A 16,486-nucleotide genomic window follows, 5' to 3' on the forward strand; every position below is an offset into this window, starting at 1 on the left:
GTTGTGTCTCATGTGAGACTGTCCCTCTGGATTTTCAATATCGGGTATCTCACTTTGTCGCGAGGTCTTCAAGGCTCCTGTCCAGTCGTGCATCCTCAAGCACGTGGATGATCGGTCCCTCCGTGAAAATCAGAGCACATTGGAAGCGGTGCGCCGGATAAAGCGGCCTGAGCAACTCGCGATAGATCGCCAGCTGGGTAATGTAGGCAAAGGGGACGTCCTTGGGTGTCGCCGGCACGCTGCGATTGGTCTTGAAGTCGGCGATCGTGACGATGCCATCCGCCACCGACAGCCGGTCGATCCGGCCGGAGACGGCAAATTCCTGATTTCGGAGCTTCAATGTGCCCATGACCGAGACTTCCGCCCGGCTGGCATCGGAAAAGAGCGATTGCAGCTCGGCATGATCGAGCACCTGCAGCACGGCATCACGCAGGCGTGCGCGCTGGGCTTCGGGCCAGCGCGGCACCGAACGGGCGAGATAGCGATCAGCCGCCGTCGGGCGCTCGGAAGCGGCGATCGACGGCAGGACCTGCAGCAGCCGATGCAGGATGGCGCCGCGCAGCATCGAGATATCGGCTGGCGCCTTCTGCGAAAACAGCGCCGAGCCGACGATCATGTCACCTTCGTCTTCGTCCACCGCAATACCGACGCCCGATGGGCTGAGCGGCCGCGGCAATCTGCGTGGCGGCGGCAGCGGCGTGGAAAGAGCGATCGGCAACCCGGTTTTCGGGGGTGTTGCGAGATCGGAGGCTTCGTCGCCCGTCGCAACTTCGCGCGGTACATGCGCTTCGCGCCAAGAGTGCCCCGCCCATTCCTCGTCACCCGCCTTGAACAGGACGGGGGTGCTGCGACCGTTGTCGTCCACAGACAGGCTCGCCTGCACCATGGCGTGCCAGGTGTCGGTGCTGGCCCGTTGCCCACGATAGCCACACACGACCAGTCGGTCGGCAGCCCGGGTCATGCCCACGTAAAGCAGACGGCGGTACTCTTCTTCGGCCAGCGTCTTCAGCCTGTCGCTGTCGGCGGCGACAAGCGAATTCGATGCGGAGCCCGGAGCACGCCAGACGGGCAGGGGATAGCTCGAGCCATCCGAAAGCGACATCTCCAGGAAACGAAGATCGGGCACGTGCTGCGAGTTGAACGGCTTGCCGCCGCCGTCGACCAGAAACACCACCGGCGCTTCCAGCCCTTTGGCGGCGTGCACGGTCATGATGCGGACCTCGTCACGCTCCTTGTCCTGCTCGCGCTTGACGGTCGGCGCCTCGATCTCGAGCGTCGAGATGAAGGCTTGCAGTCCAGGCAGGCCGCTTCTTTCGTGTTCGAGCGCAAAGGTCAGGAACTCGTCGAGAATGTCGCTCACCTCGCTGCCAAGCCGGGCGAGAAACGCCGCGCGCCCGCCATGGACGCCGAGCACGCGCGCAAAAAAGTCATGCGGAGCGAGCTGCTGGGAGAGGACGGCATAGCGAAGAAGTGCCTTGACGGTTGCTTCGTACGGCGAGCCTTCTCCGCCGCCGAATTCCTGCAACCTCTGCCAGAGGCTCACGCCTTCGTCGCGTCGGGCCGCGAGTTCGAACAGCGTATCTTCGTCGAGGTTGAAGAGCGGGCTCTTCAAAAGCGCCGCCAGTGACAGGTCGTCTTCCGGCAGCAGCATGAAGCGCCCGAGCGCCAGCAGGTCCTGGATGGCGATATGGCTGGTCAGAACCAGCCGGTCGGCGCCGGCGACGGGAATGTCGCTGCGGCGCTTCAGGGCGCGCGTCAGCGCATTGACGAAGGCGTCGCGCTTGCGCACCAGCACGATGACATCGCCCGGGCGCATGAAGCGGCGCACGCCCTTCTCGATGATCGTCTCGCGGCCGATCCAGTTGTCGAGCACCGCGGCGATGCGTCGGGCGAGAATGTTGACCGGTGCCGTTTCCGGGGTGGCGTCGAAGGGGGCCGTCCATTCGTCGTCGGTTTCTGTCGGTTCGGCGGCGATTACGTCCCAGATATCGACGGCACCGGGATGGCCGATGCGATTGGAGGCATGCACCACCGCCTCGTTTTGAGCACTGAGCCCACGCGCATGCACCGGGTTGGCAAAGACGGTGTCGACGGCGGAAAGCACGTCGACGGTAGAGCGGAAGGAGAGCTGCAGCCGGATCGGGCTGAAGGCCTTGCCGCCGTCGCGCACGCGCCGCTCGGTCTCGATGCTTTCACGGGAGAAGCGCTCGGGCCGCGCGCCCTGGAAGGAGTAGATCGACTGTTTCTCGTCGCCGACGGCAAACATGGTGCGGTCGGTTCCGCGGGCGCTTTCGCCGGAGAAGAAATCCGCCGCCAGCGCCTGGATGATCGTCCATTGCGTCGGGCTGGTATCCTGGGCCTCGTCGACGAGAATGTGATCGATGCCCTGGTCGAGCTTGTAGTGAACCCAGGCGCTGACGTCGCCGCGCGCAAACAGGCTGGCGGTGCGGTTGATCAGGTCCTCGAAATCGAGCTGGCTGCGAGTACGCTTGAGCGCTTCATAATCGTTGCTGAGCCGATCGGCGAGGGTCAGCGCCGACAGCGTCGCTTCGTACATCTGGACGATGCTCAGGCGGTCGGCGCAGGCAACTACATGATCGCGGGCCGCTTCGACCAGCTGCAGCAGATCGGGAGCGGCCCCAAGCATCGCCTTGTTCACGAAGGCGGAATCGGCGCGCGGCTTGCCGGTACCGGTGAAGAACAGCTCCTGCAGCCCTTCGTAACGCGCCATCGGATCGACAAGCTTGGCCGTCGCCCGCAGCCCCTCGGCGAAATCGAGCACCTTGGCGCCGCCGGAACTGGCGGCAAGCGAGAGATAGCGCTCCAGCGCCGAACCGTTGAGGCCTGCAAGCGGCCAGACGCCTTGAAGGACGCGCTCGACGCTATCCTCGGGCTCAAGCTTGAGGGCCGCGCGCAGTTGCACCGCGATGCCGCCATGGGCATCGGCATGGTCGAGAAAAGCCTGTATCGCCGTGCGGTTGGAAACGATCGCGCCCAGCAGCTTTTCAAGCCCGGTATCGTCGGCAAGTTCGAGCACGGTGGCAAAGGCCTCGGCGAGTGCCGCATCGTCCTCGGCGGCGGTCGCGGTCAGCAAGGCACGGCGTGCATCCGCGAGCAGCACCGCCGCCGCGCGGTCGTCGAGCACCGAGAAGTGTCCGGCAACGTTGGCTTCCAGCGGAAACTGGTGCAGCAGCGCTTCGCAGAAGGCGTGGATGGTCTGGATTTTCAGGCCGCCCGGGGTTTCGAGCGCGCGCGCAAACAGCCGCCGCGCTTCCTGGAGCTTCAATCGCGAAGGTAGTTCGCCTTCGATGGCCTCGATCCGCCTTTCCAGTGCCTCGTCGTCGAGCGTGACCCATTCGGCAAGGCGTTCGAAGACGCGGTTGGACATTTCGGAGGCGGCAGCCTTGGTGTAGGTCAGGCAGAGAATGGCAGACGGCCTGCAGCCGGCGAGCAGCAGGCGGATGACGCGCTGTGTGAGCACATGGGTCTTGCCCGACCCGGCGTTGGCGGAAACCCAGGCGGAGCGGGCGGGATCGGAGGCGAGCGACTGTCGGCGCGAGGTCCAGTCGAGCCAGGCTTCGGGCGTCCTTTCGTCGGGGCCGGCGCTTTCATCCCTCATCACTGTCATCCTCGCTGTCGGCGGTCGACCATTCGGCAACACGCGCCAGATGGTCGTATTCGCCGCCGTAGTCGCGCTCCTTCTGGACGATGAGGCGGGAGGCAAAGCCGTGTCTCCCCGACATCAGGGCGGTCAGCAGCTTCCTGAGCTCGACCAGGGCTTCGTCAGCCAGCTGGTCAGCCGTTTTCGTTTCCTTCGCCCGGCTGTTCTCGTTGTTGACCGCTTCCACCTTGAAGCGGGAGCCTGGTTTCAGCCTGACATAGAGCAGTGATTGCGGGTGGCCGGGACCCATTCCCTTGAACGCACCGGCTTTCAGCGCCGCTGCTTCGAGCGCCAGCTGCGGATCGAGCAAGACCCGCGCTTCCTTGATCGAAGGGCTGGAGCCGGTCTTGTAGTCGATGATCTCAAAGGTGCCGTCCGTCAGCGCATCCAGCCGGTCGGCAATGCCGGTCAGCCGGATGTCGGCCACGCCGACCTCCATCGATGCGGCGACCTCGGTCAAGGGCTTGCGGATAAAGCGTGCACGCTCGCGCTCCCAGGCGAGGAAGGCTTTGCCGACGGCGGCAAAGCGCGGCCGCCAGATGGTGTCGATATGGGCGGGCAGGCGCTCTTCGTCGAAGGCTTCGTTGAGCAGGCGGACCATCGCCTCGTCGGCTGCCGGCGACTGGATGTCGAAACCGCCACGCACGAAACGGTCGACGATGCGGTGGTAAAGCGTGCCGCGCTCGGAAGCACCCGGATCGCGGTTGAACGGGTCGAGCGGATGCAGCCGCAGGATCCGGCGTGCATAGATCGAATAGGGGTCGCGACGGAGCCGGGAGACTTCGCTGAATGAATATTTGCGCGGCTGCAGCTCGACCGGCGGCTTGGGTGCCGGGCGTTCAGCCAGTGTCTGGCGGCCGCCCTTGTCGAGCATGCGCGCCCACAGCAGATAGTCGCTGCCGTTGGATCGCAGGTTCTCCGCCAGCCGTTTGCCGCCTAGCGCCAGGAGCCGCTGCAGCCACCGTGATGCGACGGTGGGCGCAGATCCCTGCCGCATCGAGCGGGAAAAGATCAGCTTGCGCGTGCCGCACGCCATCTGGAAGTCGTGCGCAAGCTGGCCGACGCGACGTTCGGGCGGCTCGAGGCCGATCCCGGTTTTCATGGTGCGGGAGAGGAAGGGATCATTGGCGGTCTGCCCCGGCCAGTTGCCTTCGTTCATGCCGCCGAGCACCACAAGATCCATGCTCTGCAGACGCGATTCCAGCGCGCCGAAGATGAAGACGCGGGGGTGGCGCATCGAGCGTGGCTTGACGGCCTCGCTGGCGGCGAGCGCCTCCATGATGTCGCACCATTGCGGTCCGTCGGCATCCATCTGCCCTTCGGTCTCGATGATGCCGCGCAAGAGCGTCGCCAAGGCTTCGCCTGCCTCGCCGGACCAGAGACCGCTGAGGTCGGCACGTTCATCGCCGCAGACGGCCTCCAGCGCCTGGCCAGTCCGTGTTGCCCATTCGGCAAAGGTGAATGTTTCCGAGAACGGGCGACGCCCGTCGCTGCGCCGGCCCAGCGCACCGGCAAGCGGGTCTGTTGCCGCCTTTACCCGCGCGGCAAGATCCTTGGCCGCAAGAATGTCGTCTTCGGTGATGCCGATCCGCCATTCCGGAGGGTGGCGGTCGACGTTGTGATCGGCGACTGCCTGGTCGAGCAGCGGTTCCAGCAGCGAGATATCGGCGATCTCAGTGCCGCTGCGCAGCGCCATTCGCTCCAGCACGTCGGCGCTGCGGCGCAGCTCCGCCTTCGAGAGACCGAAGCGCGCCAGCGGATGTTTGAACAGCGCCACCAGTGGCACCGGATCGCCGGGCCGAAGGCTTGCCTCCAGGAGAAGCCGCATCAGCGTACCGGCTGATGTCGAGGCGAGCGGTGTGCCGGCCGAATCGTCGGCTTCGATATCGAAACGCGCCAGTTCCGCACCGACGCGGCGCGCCAGATTGCGGTCGGGGGTAATCAGCGCCGCCTGGCTATCGTCGCTGCCCTCAAGCGCCAGCCGGAGCGCAATGGCTATCGCTGTCGCCTCCTCGCGCTCGTTGGCGGTCTCGATCAGCGCAACGTCGCCAAAGGCCCGCTGCAGCGTTTCCGGCTCGAGCCCGTTGCGGGTCTCGGTCCAGCCGTTGGTCGCCTTGGCCGGCAACAGCGCATGCGACAGGATCTCGCTGCGATCGATCAGCCCCGCGTCGGCCTGGTCAAGGGTTGGTACATCGCAGCGCTCGACCTGCATGCGTTGTAGCAGACGGTGGAAGCCGTATTGCGGGTGGCTGCGGCTTGCCGGGTCGGGCCGGCCGGCGGCGACGGTATCGCCAATGATCATGCCCCATTCCGCATCAGTCATCGTCTGGTCGAGCCCCGGCAAAACGATGATGCCGTTGGACAGCTTCTGGACCGCCGCAATCAGCGCGGCCGTCGCCGGGATCGAGCCGGTTGAACCGGCGATGATGATCGGCCCCTGAAGCGCGCCTGCGGCGATGCGCTGGGTCTCCGCCTGCAGGATGGCGTTGCGATGTCGGGCCGGCGAGGATTGCTTGAGTTCCTCCAGCCGCTCCGGCCAGTAGACCCGGGCGATCTTCAGGAATTCGAGCGTCAGCTGCCACCAGAGTGCATGCTCGCCGGCATCGAGACCGTCGAGCGCTTCCCAGTCGAGTTCTTCCGTCTCCATCGCATCGACGAGTTCGGCCAGATTGCGCGCCAGCCAGATGGCATCCGCCGGGCTTGCCGGCGCGATCAGCGGGCTTTCCGCGTGAATGTCGAGCACCACCTTCGGCAGGCGGTTACGCCAGGCCAAGATCAGCCGCCCAAGCTCGATCAGCCGCGCGGTGCCGGGAAGGGGCGGCGCCAGGTCGAGGATGGCCGGCACTTCCGCATCGAAAAAGCCGCTGTCGTCGTCGGTTTCGCCGAGGGCGCGGATTGTCGGCAGGATCGCCGAACGGCCACCGAGCAGATCGACGAATTCCGAGCGCAGCACGCGGGCAGAGCGGCGGGTCGGAACGAAGATCGTCACGCCGGCAAGCGGCAACGGGTCGGCGGGGTCGTAGCTAAAATCCGGTGTCAGCGTGCCATCGCAGAGCTTGCGCGCGAGTGTCTTCAGGAAGGGCAGGCCCGGCGGGATCGTGAAGACGTTTGGCTCGCGATAGGACACGCTCATCCCCCCGGCTGGTAGCGGCGGATGGCGGCTTCAGCCTCTTCGATCGCCTCCGGCGTGCCGACCGTCATCCAGTGGCCGTCGAGCACAATGCCGTACAGTCGTCCTGACGCAATCGCCCGATCGAAATAGATATTCAGATTGAACGCATCATCAGGCGCATCGGCAAACAGTTTGGAATCGAGCGCGATCGCACCGGCATAGACGACGGGGTTGTCCATGCCCTCGGCATAGCGCACCAGGCTCCCATCGGCGCCTAGCGAAAAATCCCGCTTGCCGTTATGGCCGGTCGTATCTTCGTCGCGCACGCAAAGCAGCGCCATGTCCATGCGCTCGGGATCGAAAAAGTCGGCGAGCCGTTCGAGATTGCTGGGAGCGTCAGTGTCTTCGCCGATCCAGAATAGATCGGCGTTCATCACCAGGACAGGGCCGTCCGCCAGCAGCTTCAGGCCCTTGACCAGCCCGCCGCCCGAATTCATCAGCGCGTTACGCTCGTCGGAGATCACGATCTCGGGCGCCGCACGCTGCGCCAGGTGCGCTTCCATCTGGTCGGCGAAGTGGTGGACGTTGACGGCTGCCCGGGTGACGCCGGCGTTCATCAGCAGATCGAGAACGTAGTCGATCATCGGCTTGCCGGCGATTTTCACCAGTGGCTTGGGGATGGTATTGGTGATCGGGCGTAGGCGGGTACCGAGGCCCGCCGCGAGCACCATCGCATTGCTGATCGCCATTGCTTCTCTGTCAGTTCGCTGATTCGGGACCGATTAATCCCGTCTTCATACACCAGTCGCGCAAGGGTTTCAGCGCTTCGTGCTGGAGGGCGACTTCAAGATAGGCGAAAGTGCGCGGCATGTGTTTCATGTAGCCGGGCTTGCCGTCCCGCTGCATCAGCCGAACCCAGATGCCGACGAGCTTGCAGTTGCGCTGCGCCGACATCAGATGCCAGTCGCGCAGGAACAGGGGCTCGTCGAACGGGCCGGCGGCGCGGCGATCCGCGAGATAGGCGTCCATCATTCGGTTCGCCAGCGCCGGTTCGATCGTCACCCGCGCGTCCTGAACCAGCGATGCCACGTCATAGGCCGTCGGTCCGATCATCGCATCCTGGAAATCGATCACGCCGACACGTTGAAGTCCTTCGTGACCGGCGCGCCAGATGATGTTCGGCGAATGAAAGTCGCGCAGCAGCAGGTTCGTCTCGGCGGTCTCGATGAGGTCGATCAAATCGTCCCAGATCGCGGCGTATTCCTGCTTTTCCTGTTCCGTTGCCGGCGCGCCACGCTTCCAGGGCAGGTACCAGTCGATGAGCAGCCGCGTCTCGATCTTCATCGCGGTGCGGTCGAAATCCGGGATATGGTGCGCGATACCGCCGGCAAGCGCGATGTCGCGCTTGGTCGGTGCCGTGTGGAGCTGGGCAAGCAAGCGCACGCTTTCGACATAGCGTGCCTCGATCGGCTTACCGTCGTCGTCGAGAACGCCGTCGGAACCGAGGTCCTCGATCAGCAGAATTCCCCGGTCCAGATCGCGCGCGTAGATCGTCGGCGCTGCGAAGCCGCGTTCTCGGAGCAGTTCGTCGATGGCAACGAATGGCGTCACGTCCTCGGCGATATGCGCGAGCTGCTGGTAGTATTTTCCGTCCTGAAGGATCGGGCCGGGCTTGTGTCGCGCGGCATCCATCAGGATTTTTGCCGGAAGGCCATCCCGGCCGTCGACGCGTTCGTACGCCCTGACTGAGGCATCGCCGCTCAGATGGCGCCGTCGTGCGTCTGCAAAGCCGTTCTGCGCGAGGAAGTCGCGGATTGCGAGCGTGCGGGCAATCCGCTGGAGGGCGCTCTCTGGTCCGGAGATGCTGACGCTCCGCCCGGCCGCTTCATGGGTGATCGACAGGACGATCCTGCCAGCTGGCAGCGCTCCGTCGGCTCGCTCGGGCCATTCGACAAGGCAGATACCCAAAGACAGGGCCTCGTCGAAACCGAGTTCGTCGAGTTCGCTGGCGTCGGCGAGGCGATAGAGGTCGAAATGCGCCACGGGAATGCGCAGGTCGTAGCTCTGCACCAGCGTAAAGGTCGGACTTGGGACTTCGAGGCCGTCGTCATCGGCAACGGCACGCAGAAAGGCGCGCGCCAGTGTCGACTTTCCGGCGCCAAGATCGCCTGAAAGGGCCAGGCAGTCGCCGACCTTCAGCGCCAGAGCCAGGTCTTCGCCGAGCTGGATCGTGGCTGCCTCGTCCGTCAGGAAGCGCGTGATCGGCTGCATTATTCCGCCGCGACGATCTTCGGGATCTCTGCCGAAGGAATGCGGCAGCTGACCTCAGTGCCTTCGCCCTCGCGACTGCGGATCGATACGGTGCCGTGATGAAGGCTGACGAAGCTCTCGACGATCGAGAGGCCAAGGCCGGCGCCACCGCGCTGGCCGTGGCTTTCGAAGCGGTTGAACACTGTGTCGAGCACGTCCTGTGGAATGCCGGGACCGCTGTCGGAAACCGAGAAGACGAAGTCTCCGCCTTCCCGCCGGCAGGCAAGCTCGATGACGCTGCCGTCAGGCGCAAAATTGGCGGCATTGGTCAAAAGCTTGATGAAAATCTGCTTCAGCCGCTGCTGGTCGGCGACCATGCGGCCGAGGTTGTCGGGTGCCGCGACGCGCAGTGTGACGCCGCCCTCGACCAGCCGGTCAGCCATCTGGTGGGCGATGTCGTCGAGGAAATCCGTAAGATTGATCTCCGACATGTCGAGTTCGACAATGCCGGCATCGACGGTCGCCAGATCGAGAATGTCGTTGACGATGGTCAGAAGCAGCGACGAGGACGTGGCGATATGGTCGACATACTCCGCCTGGCGGTCGTTGAGGTCGCCGAAGGCTGGTGTTTTCAGCAGATCGGCAAAGCCGATGATGTTGGTCAGCGGCGAGCGCAGTTCATAGGACACGTGGTGGACGAAGTCGTTCTTCAGCGCATCCGCCTTGCGCAGGGCATCGTTCTTTTCGGTCAGGGCGCGCTCGACGCGGACACTGTCGGTGATGTTGACGAAGGTCAGCATCGTCTGTGCGTTCGGCAGCGGAATGACGGCGAAATCGAGGATCAACCCCGTCCGCAGTTCCAGAATGCCGCGGCTCGACGGCCGCTCGTCGTCGAAGCTGGTGATGATGTGGGAGAACCGCTTCCAGCCATCCGGCTGGTCGTAGGACATCAGGCAGGCCTGCTCGATCGCACGGATATGTGTGCCCGGCTTCGCCTCGGTCTCGTTGATGCCCCAGATCGCGCGGAAGGCGGGGTTGGAAAGCCGGATGCGGCCATCGGGACCGAACACGGCCACGCCTTCGGCCAGATGGTCGATGGTTTCGCCCTGGACCTGGACCAGCGTGTTGTAGCGGGTTTCCAGATCGACCTTTTCGGTCAGGTTCTCGAACACCCAGGTGACGCCGCCCTGCGGCCGTGCCGTTGCGAAGACCCGCAAGGTCTGGCCGTTCGGCAGGTGCCAGAGGTCGGATTGCGTATCGAGCGCCTGGTAGACGGAGAGCGCGTTCGCCTTCCACTGTTTCCAGTTGAGCTGTTCGGGCAGCTGGCCGCCGGAGCGCAAGCGATCAAGCACTTCACCATTGTCCGGCTTGCGCTCAAGGAAGCCCATATCCAGGTTCCAGAGGCGCTGGAAAGCCTGATTGTAGAATTGCAGCCGTTGATTGCCGTCGAAGATGGCGACCGGCGTCGCGAGATGGTCGAGCGTCTCGGCATGGCTCTTGAGCGTACGGTCGAGTTCTTCGCGAACGGCCTCGACGCCGGAGACGTCGATGGCAATTCCTGTGGTTCCGGCCGGGCTGCGGGCATCGACGACATCGAAAAATGTACGATTGCCCCTGACGACGGTGGAAAGCTTGTCGCGGAAGGGCGCATCGAAGGTCGAGACGGCGCGGATTTTCTCGCGGGCTATCGTCGCCAGCAGTTCACGACCCTCGGCAATCGCTGCAGCGACGTTTGGTGCCTCCACCGCATCGGCATAGGCCTCGTTGACCCAGCTCAACGCTCCATCTGTGCCGCGCTGCCAGACCGGCAGGTCGATCGCGTCAAGCAGCGTGCGGAAGGACATCAGCGAGTTGTTGAGGCGGTCGCGCTCGAGCTTCAGCTCGGCGAGTTCCGCCCGCATGTTGTTGAGTGCGATGAAGCGCACGAAAGCGCGTCCGCCAGAAACGCGGCCCTGTGCCTCCAGCACCTCGTTGCGCTGCGTTTCGAGCACCAGATCGAAGCTGCGCGCCTGGGTGCGCAGGGCATCGATCGCCTTTTCGAGTTCGCTGGCGGAATTTCCCTTGATCCAGCGGCCGAATGCCAGGAATTCGCGATCGTCTGACGGCGCCCCGGTCTCCGCCGGCAGCTGGCCGAGCATTTCCGCCCGCTCCGCAAGCCCGTCCCAGATGACGATTCGGCGATTCTTGTCGGCAATGAGTGCCTGAAAGCGCGAAAGGCGCTGGTTGGCGTCCGAAAGGTCGGACCTGAGCTCGCGGTTCTCGGCCTCGATGTTGCCGCGCTGTCGGATCAACCAGATCGCGGAGATCATTGCCGCGGAGATGACGCCGATCAGGACTGAAAAGGTGATGACTTCCGACGAGCCGAAGATGTTCGCCTTCTGCGCCGAGACCTGGGCGACCGCATCCGTTGCGGCGAACAGTGCCGTGCAGGCCATCAGGCGGCGAAGGAGCACCGGGCCTTTGCGGCGACCGCCCGATGAGGTTTCGTGTGTTGTTGTCATGGCGCTGCCGTCCCCGTCTGTCCGAAGGGTGCTGCCGGCTCTGTCGTGCCATGCGCAGTTCCGGCGATACCCTGAAGGGTTCGCGTCAGTTCTGGTTGCATCCCCGGTCTGTCTCCGTCTGTTTGCCGCTTGCCGACAAGACATCCCACTCGCAATGCCCGAAGGTCCGCACCGGCATCACGAATCAATGGGTTAGAGCATACTTCGTTGACGAATCGCCGGGAAGGGAGCCGCCCAAAAAAGAGGCCGCGCTCTCTTGTCAAGAACGCGGCCACAACATGTTGTGGATTGCCCGGGTAACGATTAGTACCGGTAGTGTTCAGCCTTGAACGGACCCTGCTGGCCGACGCCGATATAGTCGGCCTGTTCCTTCGACAGTTCGGAGAGCTTCGCGCCGAGCTTGTTCAGGTGCAGGCGAGCGACCTTCTCGTCGAGCGCCTTCGGCAGAACGTAGACTTCGTTCTTGTAGTTCTCGCCCTTTGTGAAGAGCTCGATCTGGGCCAGCGTCTGGTTGGTGAACGAGGCGGACATCACGAAGGACGGGTGACCGGTGGCGTTGCCGAGGTTGAGCAGGCGACCTTCCGACAGCAGGATCATGCGGTTGCCCTTCGGGAACTCGATCATGTCGACCTGCGGCTTGATGTTCGTCCACTTCAGGTTCCGCAGCGCAGAGACCTGAATTTCGTTGTCGAAGTGGCCGATATTGCCGACGATCGCCATGTCCTTCATCTCGCGCATGTGGTCCATGCGGATGACGTCCTTGTTGCCGGTCGTGGTGATGAAGATGTCGGCAGACGAAACTACGTCTTCGAGCTGGACGACTTCGAAACCGTCCATGGCGGCCTGAAGCGCGCAGATCGGGTCGACTTCGGTCACCTTGACGCGAGCGCCGGCGCCCGAGAGCGAGGCTGCCGAGCCCTTGCCGACGTCGCCGTAACCGCAGACGACGGCAACCTTGCCGGCCATCATCACGTCGGTGCCGCGGCGGATGCCGTCAACCAGCGATTCCTTGCAGCCGTACTTGTTGTCAAACTTCGACTTGGTGACGCTGTCGTTGACGTTGATCGCCGGGAACGGCAGCAGGCCCTTGGCCTGGAGCTGGTACAGGCGGTTGACGCCGGTCGTCGTTTCCTCGGTCACGCCCTTGATGGCGTCGCGCTGCTTGGTGAACCAGCCCGGCGAAGCGGCAAGGCGCTTCTTGATCTGCGCGACCAGGATCTCTTCTTCTTCCGAACCCGGGTTGGAGAGAACGTCTTCGCCGGCTTCGGCGCGGGCGCCGAGCAGGATGTACATGGTGGCGTCGCCACCGTCGTCCAGGATCATGTTGGAGACGCCGCCGTCGGCCCACTGGAAGATCTTGTCGGTGTAGGTCCAGTATTCCTCAAGCGTTTCGCCCTTGACGGCGAACACCGGGATACCGCTGGCAGCGATCGCTGCAGCTGCGTGGTCCTGGGTCGAGAAGATGTTGCACGAAGCCCAACGGATGTCGGCGCCGAGAGCGGCGAGCGTCTCGATCAGCACGGCGGTCTGGATGGTCATGTGCAGCGAACCGGTGATCCGGGCGCCCTTCAGCGGCTTGGATGCGCCAAACTCTTCGCGGCAGGCCATCAGGCCCGGCATTTCCGTTTCGGCGATCGTAATTTCCTTGCGTCCGAAATCGGCAAGACCGATGTCGGCGACGATGTAATCCTGAGTGGTGGTCATGAAATTCTCCAGGCTGATCTCTTCAAGCCGCTCTGGCCCTCTGGCGATCCGGCGGCACGACTATGCCTCCCGCGCATACCATCGCGGTGAGAGTGCGTCCGATCTATCAGGAATTCTGGGGCAGAGCAACCTCGATATAAAGAAGTCTTTATATCTTTATATTGTCGGTTACATTTCTTCGCCGAACTTGTCGCGCACCAATGCGTCGAGCGCATTGAGGGCCTCTTCGGCCTGTGCGCCGCTGGCCGTGACGCAGACGCTGGAGCCGGTGCTGGCGGCCAGCATCATCAGGCCCATGATCGAGGTGCCCCCGACCGTGCTTCCGTCCTTCGACACCGTGATTTCGGCATCATAGGCCTCGACGGTCTGCACGAACTTGGCCGAGGCGCGCGCATGCAGTCCGCGCTTGTTGACGATGAGAAGTTCGCGCGTCAGCGACATGTCGGGGCGGTGATCCATCATTTTCCGCTCAGGACACGGCTGGCGACGTTGATGTATTTGCGTCCCGCTTCGGAAGCTTCCGCGAGCGCCTTGTCCATGTCGCTTTCGCCACGCACGCCGGCGAGCTTGATCAGCATCGGCAGGTTGACGCCGGCGATGACCTCGACGGTGCCGCTGCGCATCACCGAGATGGCGAGATTGGACGGCGTGCCACCGAACATGTCGGTGAGAATGATCACGCCGTGGCCCTCGTCGACGTTGGTCACGGCGTCGAGGATATCCTGCCGACGCTGATCCATGTCGTCCTCGGGGCCGATGCAAACGGTCTCGATAGCTTTTTGCGGACCGACAACATGCTCGAGTGCATGTCGGAATTCCTCAGCCAGCTTGCCATGGGTGACAAGCACAAGTCCGATCATGGGTATCTTTTCTCCGACTGCACGCGCAATTCACTGATGGTCAGATATCGCAATGCAGCAATTTCGTCCACCTGTTGGGGCGGCCATCTTGGCAAGGAAAAGGCGAAGTGCAAGCCAAAAATGCCGAAAAACCAGCCCCGTTGCCTGCAACTATAGCTAAAATCCTAATTTTTCGGGTAGCAGCGCACGCAGAGCAGCAAGCATGTGCACACCATTTTCAATGGGAACGCGAACAATCGGCAGGCTGCGACCGAAGGGGAGGGGAAGTTCCTCGTTTTCGGGCGGCATGCGCGGATCGAATGGCGCGCTCACCGGCAGGATCGCCCAATCCATCACCGCGGCAGGCACCGTTTCGAGCCTGGCGATGCCGGCGCCGCGGATCTCGATCAGACCCTCAATCGACGCTGGGCACCGGGCGATGATCTGGTCCTGTTCGATCGACAGATCGACACGGTCGTCGGCGACCAATGCTGCAAAGTGCCCCATCTGGCGGGCTGCCGAAATGCAGGCGAGCGCCAGTCTCGATTTACCGATGCCGGAAGGGCCGGTGACCAGGAAACCGGTCGTACCGAGGACGATCGCCGTGCCGTGAACATTGTGCCGCGCCGGCGTCACGCGTGCGGCTCGGCAGGCAGGGAAAGCACGAAGCGGGCACCGACGATCTTCCCATCCGGACCCATGACGTTCTCGGCCTTCAGCGTGCCGCCATGCGCTTCGGCGATCTGCCGGGAAATCGACAGGCCGAGGCCGGAGTTCTGGCCGAAATCTTCGCCCTCCGGTCTGTCGGTATAGAAGCGCTCGAAGATCCGATCGATGTCTTCCGCTTGGATGCCGGGGCCATTGTCCTCGACATAGACGAGGCAGCGCGACCGGGAACGGGTGAGGCGCACGACGATGCGGCCGCCCTGCTCAGGTACGAAGGAGCGGGCGTTTTCGATCAGGTTGGTGATGATCTGGCCGATGCGCAATTCGTAACCATTGATGGCGAAGCGCGCCTTGGGGCTGTCCTTGCGGTCGACGACGAAATCGAGCAGCACCGGCTTCTTTTTGCTGCGGATCTGGCGGGAGATCTCGACGAGGTCGCCAAGCAGCCTTTCGAGGTCGACGACCTTGGCGTCGCTGCGGGCAAGTTCCGCGTCGAGCCGCGAGGCGTCGGAGATATCGCTGATCAGGCGGTCGAGGCGGCGCACGTCGTGCTGGATGACGTCCATCAGCCGCTTCTTCGATTCGTCGGTGCGGGCAAGCGGCAGGGTTTCCACGGCGCTGCGCAGCGAGGTCAGCGGGTTCTTCAGTTCATGGCTGACGTCGGCCGCAAAATTCTCGATCGCCGCGATCCGGTCGTAGAGTGCAGTCGTCATCTCGCGCAGCGCCACCGACAGGTTGCCGATTTCGTCCTGGCGCGAGGAGAAATCGGGGATTTCTTCCCGCTCCTTGGCGCCACCGCGGCGGACCCGGATGGCGGCGGCCGATAGGCGCCGCAGCGGATTGGCGATCGTCGACGACAACAGCAGCGACAGAATGACGTTGACGAGGGCGGCGACGCCGAACACGCGAATGATGGCGAGGCGCTCGGCATGCACGATCTTGTCGATGTCGCCCGCCTGGGTGGACAGCAGCAGCACGCCGAGCACGGCGCGTGACCGCTGCACCGGCACGGCGACCGATACGATGAGTTCACCCTTTTCGGTGACGCGGCGCACCGCACCGCGCACGCCGGTCAGCGCGTTCATCACTTCGGGATAGATCGAGCCGTTGCCGCCAGGTGGTTCCTTGTAGAGCGGCAGGTCGCCCGACTGCAGCAGGCGGTTGATCCAGCTTCCGAACTTTTCCTCGATGCCGGTCGCTTCCGGGTCGACGGGTGGTAGGTCGAAGCGCAGCACCTGGCCGCCGCTATAGAGGTGGCGCGAATCGAGCAGCAGGTCCGCATCGGCGTCGAAGAGCCGCGCGCGGGTGCGGGTCGGCGAGATCAAGCGTCTGAGGACGGGAGCAACCCGCTCTTGAATGATCGGAAAATCCAGGTCTTCGTCGCTCGGCAGCGGCGTGATGCTCTGGCCGGCCTGCAGCTCCAGCAGTTTTTCGGGGTCGATGGTGATCGAATTGGTGTCGACGGAGGCGGACGCCGAAATGGCGCCGGCGATGATTTCGCCCTGGGTCAGCAGGCTTTCGACGCGCGCGTCGATCAGGCCTTCGCGGAACTGGTTGAGATACATGATCCCGCCGACCAGAACCACGAGCGCGACGAGGTTGAAGAAGACGATCCGGCGCGTCAGGCTCGAAAAGACCGCGTTGCCGAACAGGCGGCGAATCAGCGTGAAGGAATAGGCCCAGCGCCGGCCGTTGTGGGCCGATGACCTTCCGTCAAGTTCGTCGATATCGCCCTGCAAGACTTCCACCAAGT

At 63.7% G+C, this 16,486-nt stretch carries 10 protein-coding genes; all 10 read right to left on the bottom strand.

Annotation, left to right across the window (positions count from 1 at the left end; translation table 11 throughout):
* Positions 1-49: 49 nt before the first annotated feature.
* On the bottom strand, positions 50-3,619 hold the full coding sequence (gene addA / locus AC07UR_RS15610; RefSeq protein ID WP_209790323.1) for a double-strand break repair helicase AddA: 3,570 nt from the start codon (positions 3,617-3,619) through the stop codon (positions 50-52).
* Positions 3,609-6,794, bottom strand: a complete 3,186-nt coding sequence (gene addB, locus AC07UR_RS15615; RefSeq protein WP_209790322.1) for a double-strand break repair protein AddB — start codon at positions 6,792-6,794, stop codon at positions 3,609-3,611. Before addB ends, addA begins: the two co-directional genes overlap by 11 nt.
* Entirely contained in the window at positions 6,791-7,522 is a 732-nt protein-coding gene (locus AC07UR_RS15620; RefSeq protein ID WP_209790321.1) for a nucleotidyltransferase family protein, read from the bottom strand. The genes addB and AC07UR_RS15620 overlap by 4 nt, the downstream gene beginning before the upstream one ends.
* Positions 7,523-7,532: 10 nt before the next feature.
* Positions 7,533-9,044 carry a tRNA (adenosine(37)-N6)-threonylcarbamoyltransferase complex ATPase subunit type 1 TsaE gene (gene tsaE / locus AC07UR_RS15625; protein WP_209790320.1) on the bottom strand — a complete coding sequence of 504 codons (1,512 nt, stop codon included), beginning with the start codon at positions 9,042-9,044 and terminating at the stop codon, positions 7,533-7,535.
* Positions 9,044-11,524, bottom strand: coding sequence for a sensor histidine kinase (locus tag AC07UR_RS15630; protein WP_209790319.1), 2,481 nt, complete (start codon positions 11,522-11,524; stop codon positions 9,044-9,046). Before AC07UR_RS15630 ends, tsaE begins: the two co-directional genes overlap by 1 nt.
* A gap of 303 nt (positions 11,525-11,827) precedes the next feature.
* The gene (gene ahcY, locus AC07UR_RS15635; protein WP_173418495.1) at positions 11,828-13,228 is read right to left on the bottom strand and encodes an adenosylhomocysteinase; all 1,401 of its coding nucleotides are present in this window, start codon (positions 13,226-13,228) and stop codon (positions 11,828-11,830) included.
* Positions 13,229-13,396: 168 nt separating this feature from the next.
* Positions 13,397-13,690 (bottom strand): HPr family phosphocarrier protein, encoded by a 294-nt coding sequence (locus tag AC07UR_RS15640; protein WP_077505416.1) that lies wholly within the window; start codon positions 13,688-13,690, stop codon positions 13,397-13,399.
* Positions 13,687-14,088 carry a PTS sugar transporter subunit IIA gene (locus tag AC07UR_RS15645; protein ID WP_077505418.1) on the bottom strand — a complete coding sequence of 134 codons (402 nt, stop codon included), beginning with the start codon at positions 14,086-14,088 and terminating at the stop codon, positions 13,687-13,689. Before AC07UR_RS15645 ends, AC07UR_RS15640 begins: the two co-directional genes overlap by 4 nt.
* A 156-nt stretch (positions 14,089-14,244) precedes the next feature.
* Entirely contained in the window at positions 14,245-14,703 is a 459-nt protein-coding gene (locus AC07UR_RS15650; protein ID WP_209790318.1) for an HPr kinase/phosphorylase, read from the bottom strand.
* Positions 14,700-16,481, bottom strand: coding sequence for a sensor histidine kinase (locus AC07UR_RS15655; protein ID WP_327795848.1), 1,782 nt, complete (start codon positions 16,479-16,481; stop codon positions 14,700-14,702). The genes AC07UR_RS15650 and AC07UR_RS15655 overlap by 4 nt, the downstream gene beginning before the upstream one ends.
* Between the last annotated feature and the right edge of the window lie 5 nt (positions 16,482-16,486).

It is taken from the genome of Ensifer sp. GW821-FHT05G01, from assembly GCF_059419585.1.

Bases quoted from the DNA above. Each gene is read 5' to 3' on its own strand.
- addA (WP_209790323.1), bottom strand. From the start codon at position 3,619: ATGAGGGATGAAAGCGCCGGCCCCGACGAAAGGACGCCCGAAGCCTGG.
- addB (WP_209790322.1), bottom strand. From the start codon at position 6,794: ATGAGCGTGTCCTATCGCGAGCCAAACGTCTTCACGATCCCGCCGGGC.
- AC07UR_RS15620 (WP_209790321.1), bottom strand. From the start codon at position 7,522: ATGGCGATCAGCAATGCGATGGTGCTCGCGGCGGGCCTCGGTACCCGC.
- tsaE (WP_209790320.1), bottom strand. From the start codon at position 9,044: ATGCAGCCGATCACGCGCTTCCTGACGGACGAGGCAGCCACGATCCAG.
- AC07UR_RS15630 (WP_209790319.1), bottom strand. From the start codon at position 11,524: ATGACAACAACACACGAAACCTCATCGGGCGGTCGCCGCAAAGGCCCG.
- ahcY (WP_173418495.1), bottom strand. From the start codon at position 13,228: ATGACCACCACTCAGGATTACATCGTCGCCGACATCGGTCTTGCCGAT.
- AC07UR_RS15640 (WP_077505416.1), bottom strand. From the start codon at position 13,690: ATGATGGATCACCGCCCCGACATGTCGCTGACGCGCGAACTTCTCATC.
- AC07UR_RS15645 (WP_077505418.1), bottom strand. From the start codon at position 14,088: ATGATCGGACTTGTGCTTGTCACCCATGGCAAGCTGGCTGAGGAATTC.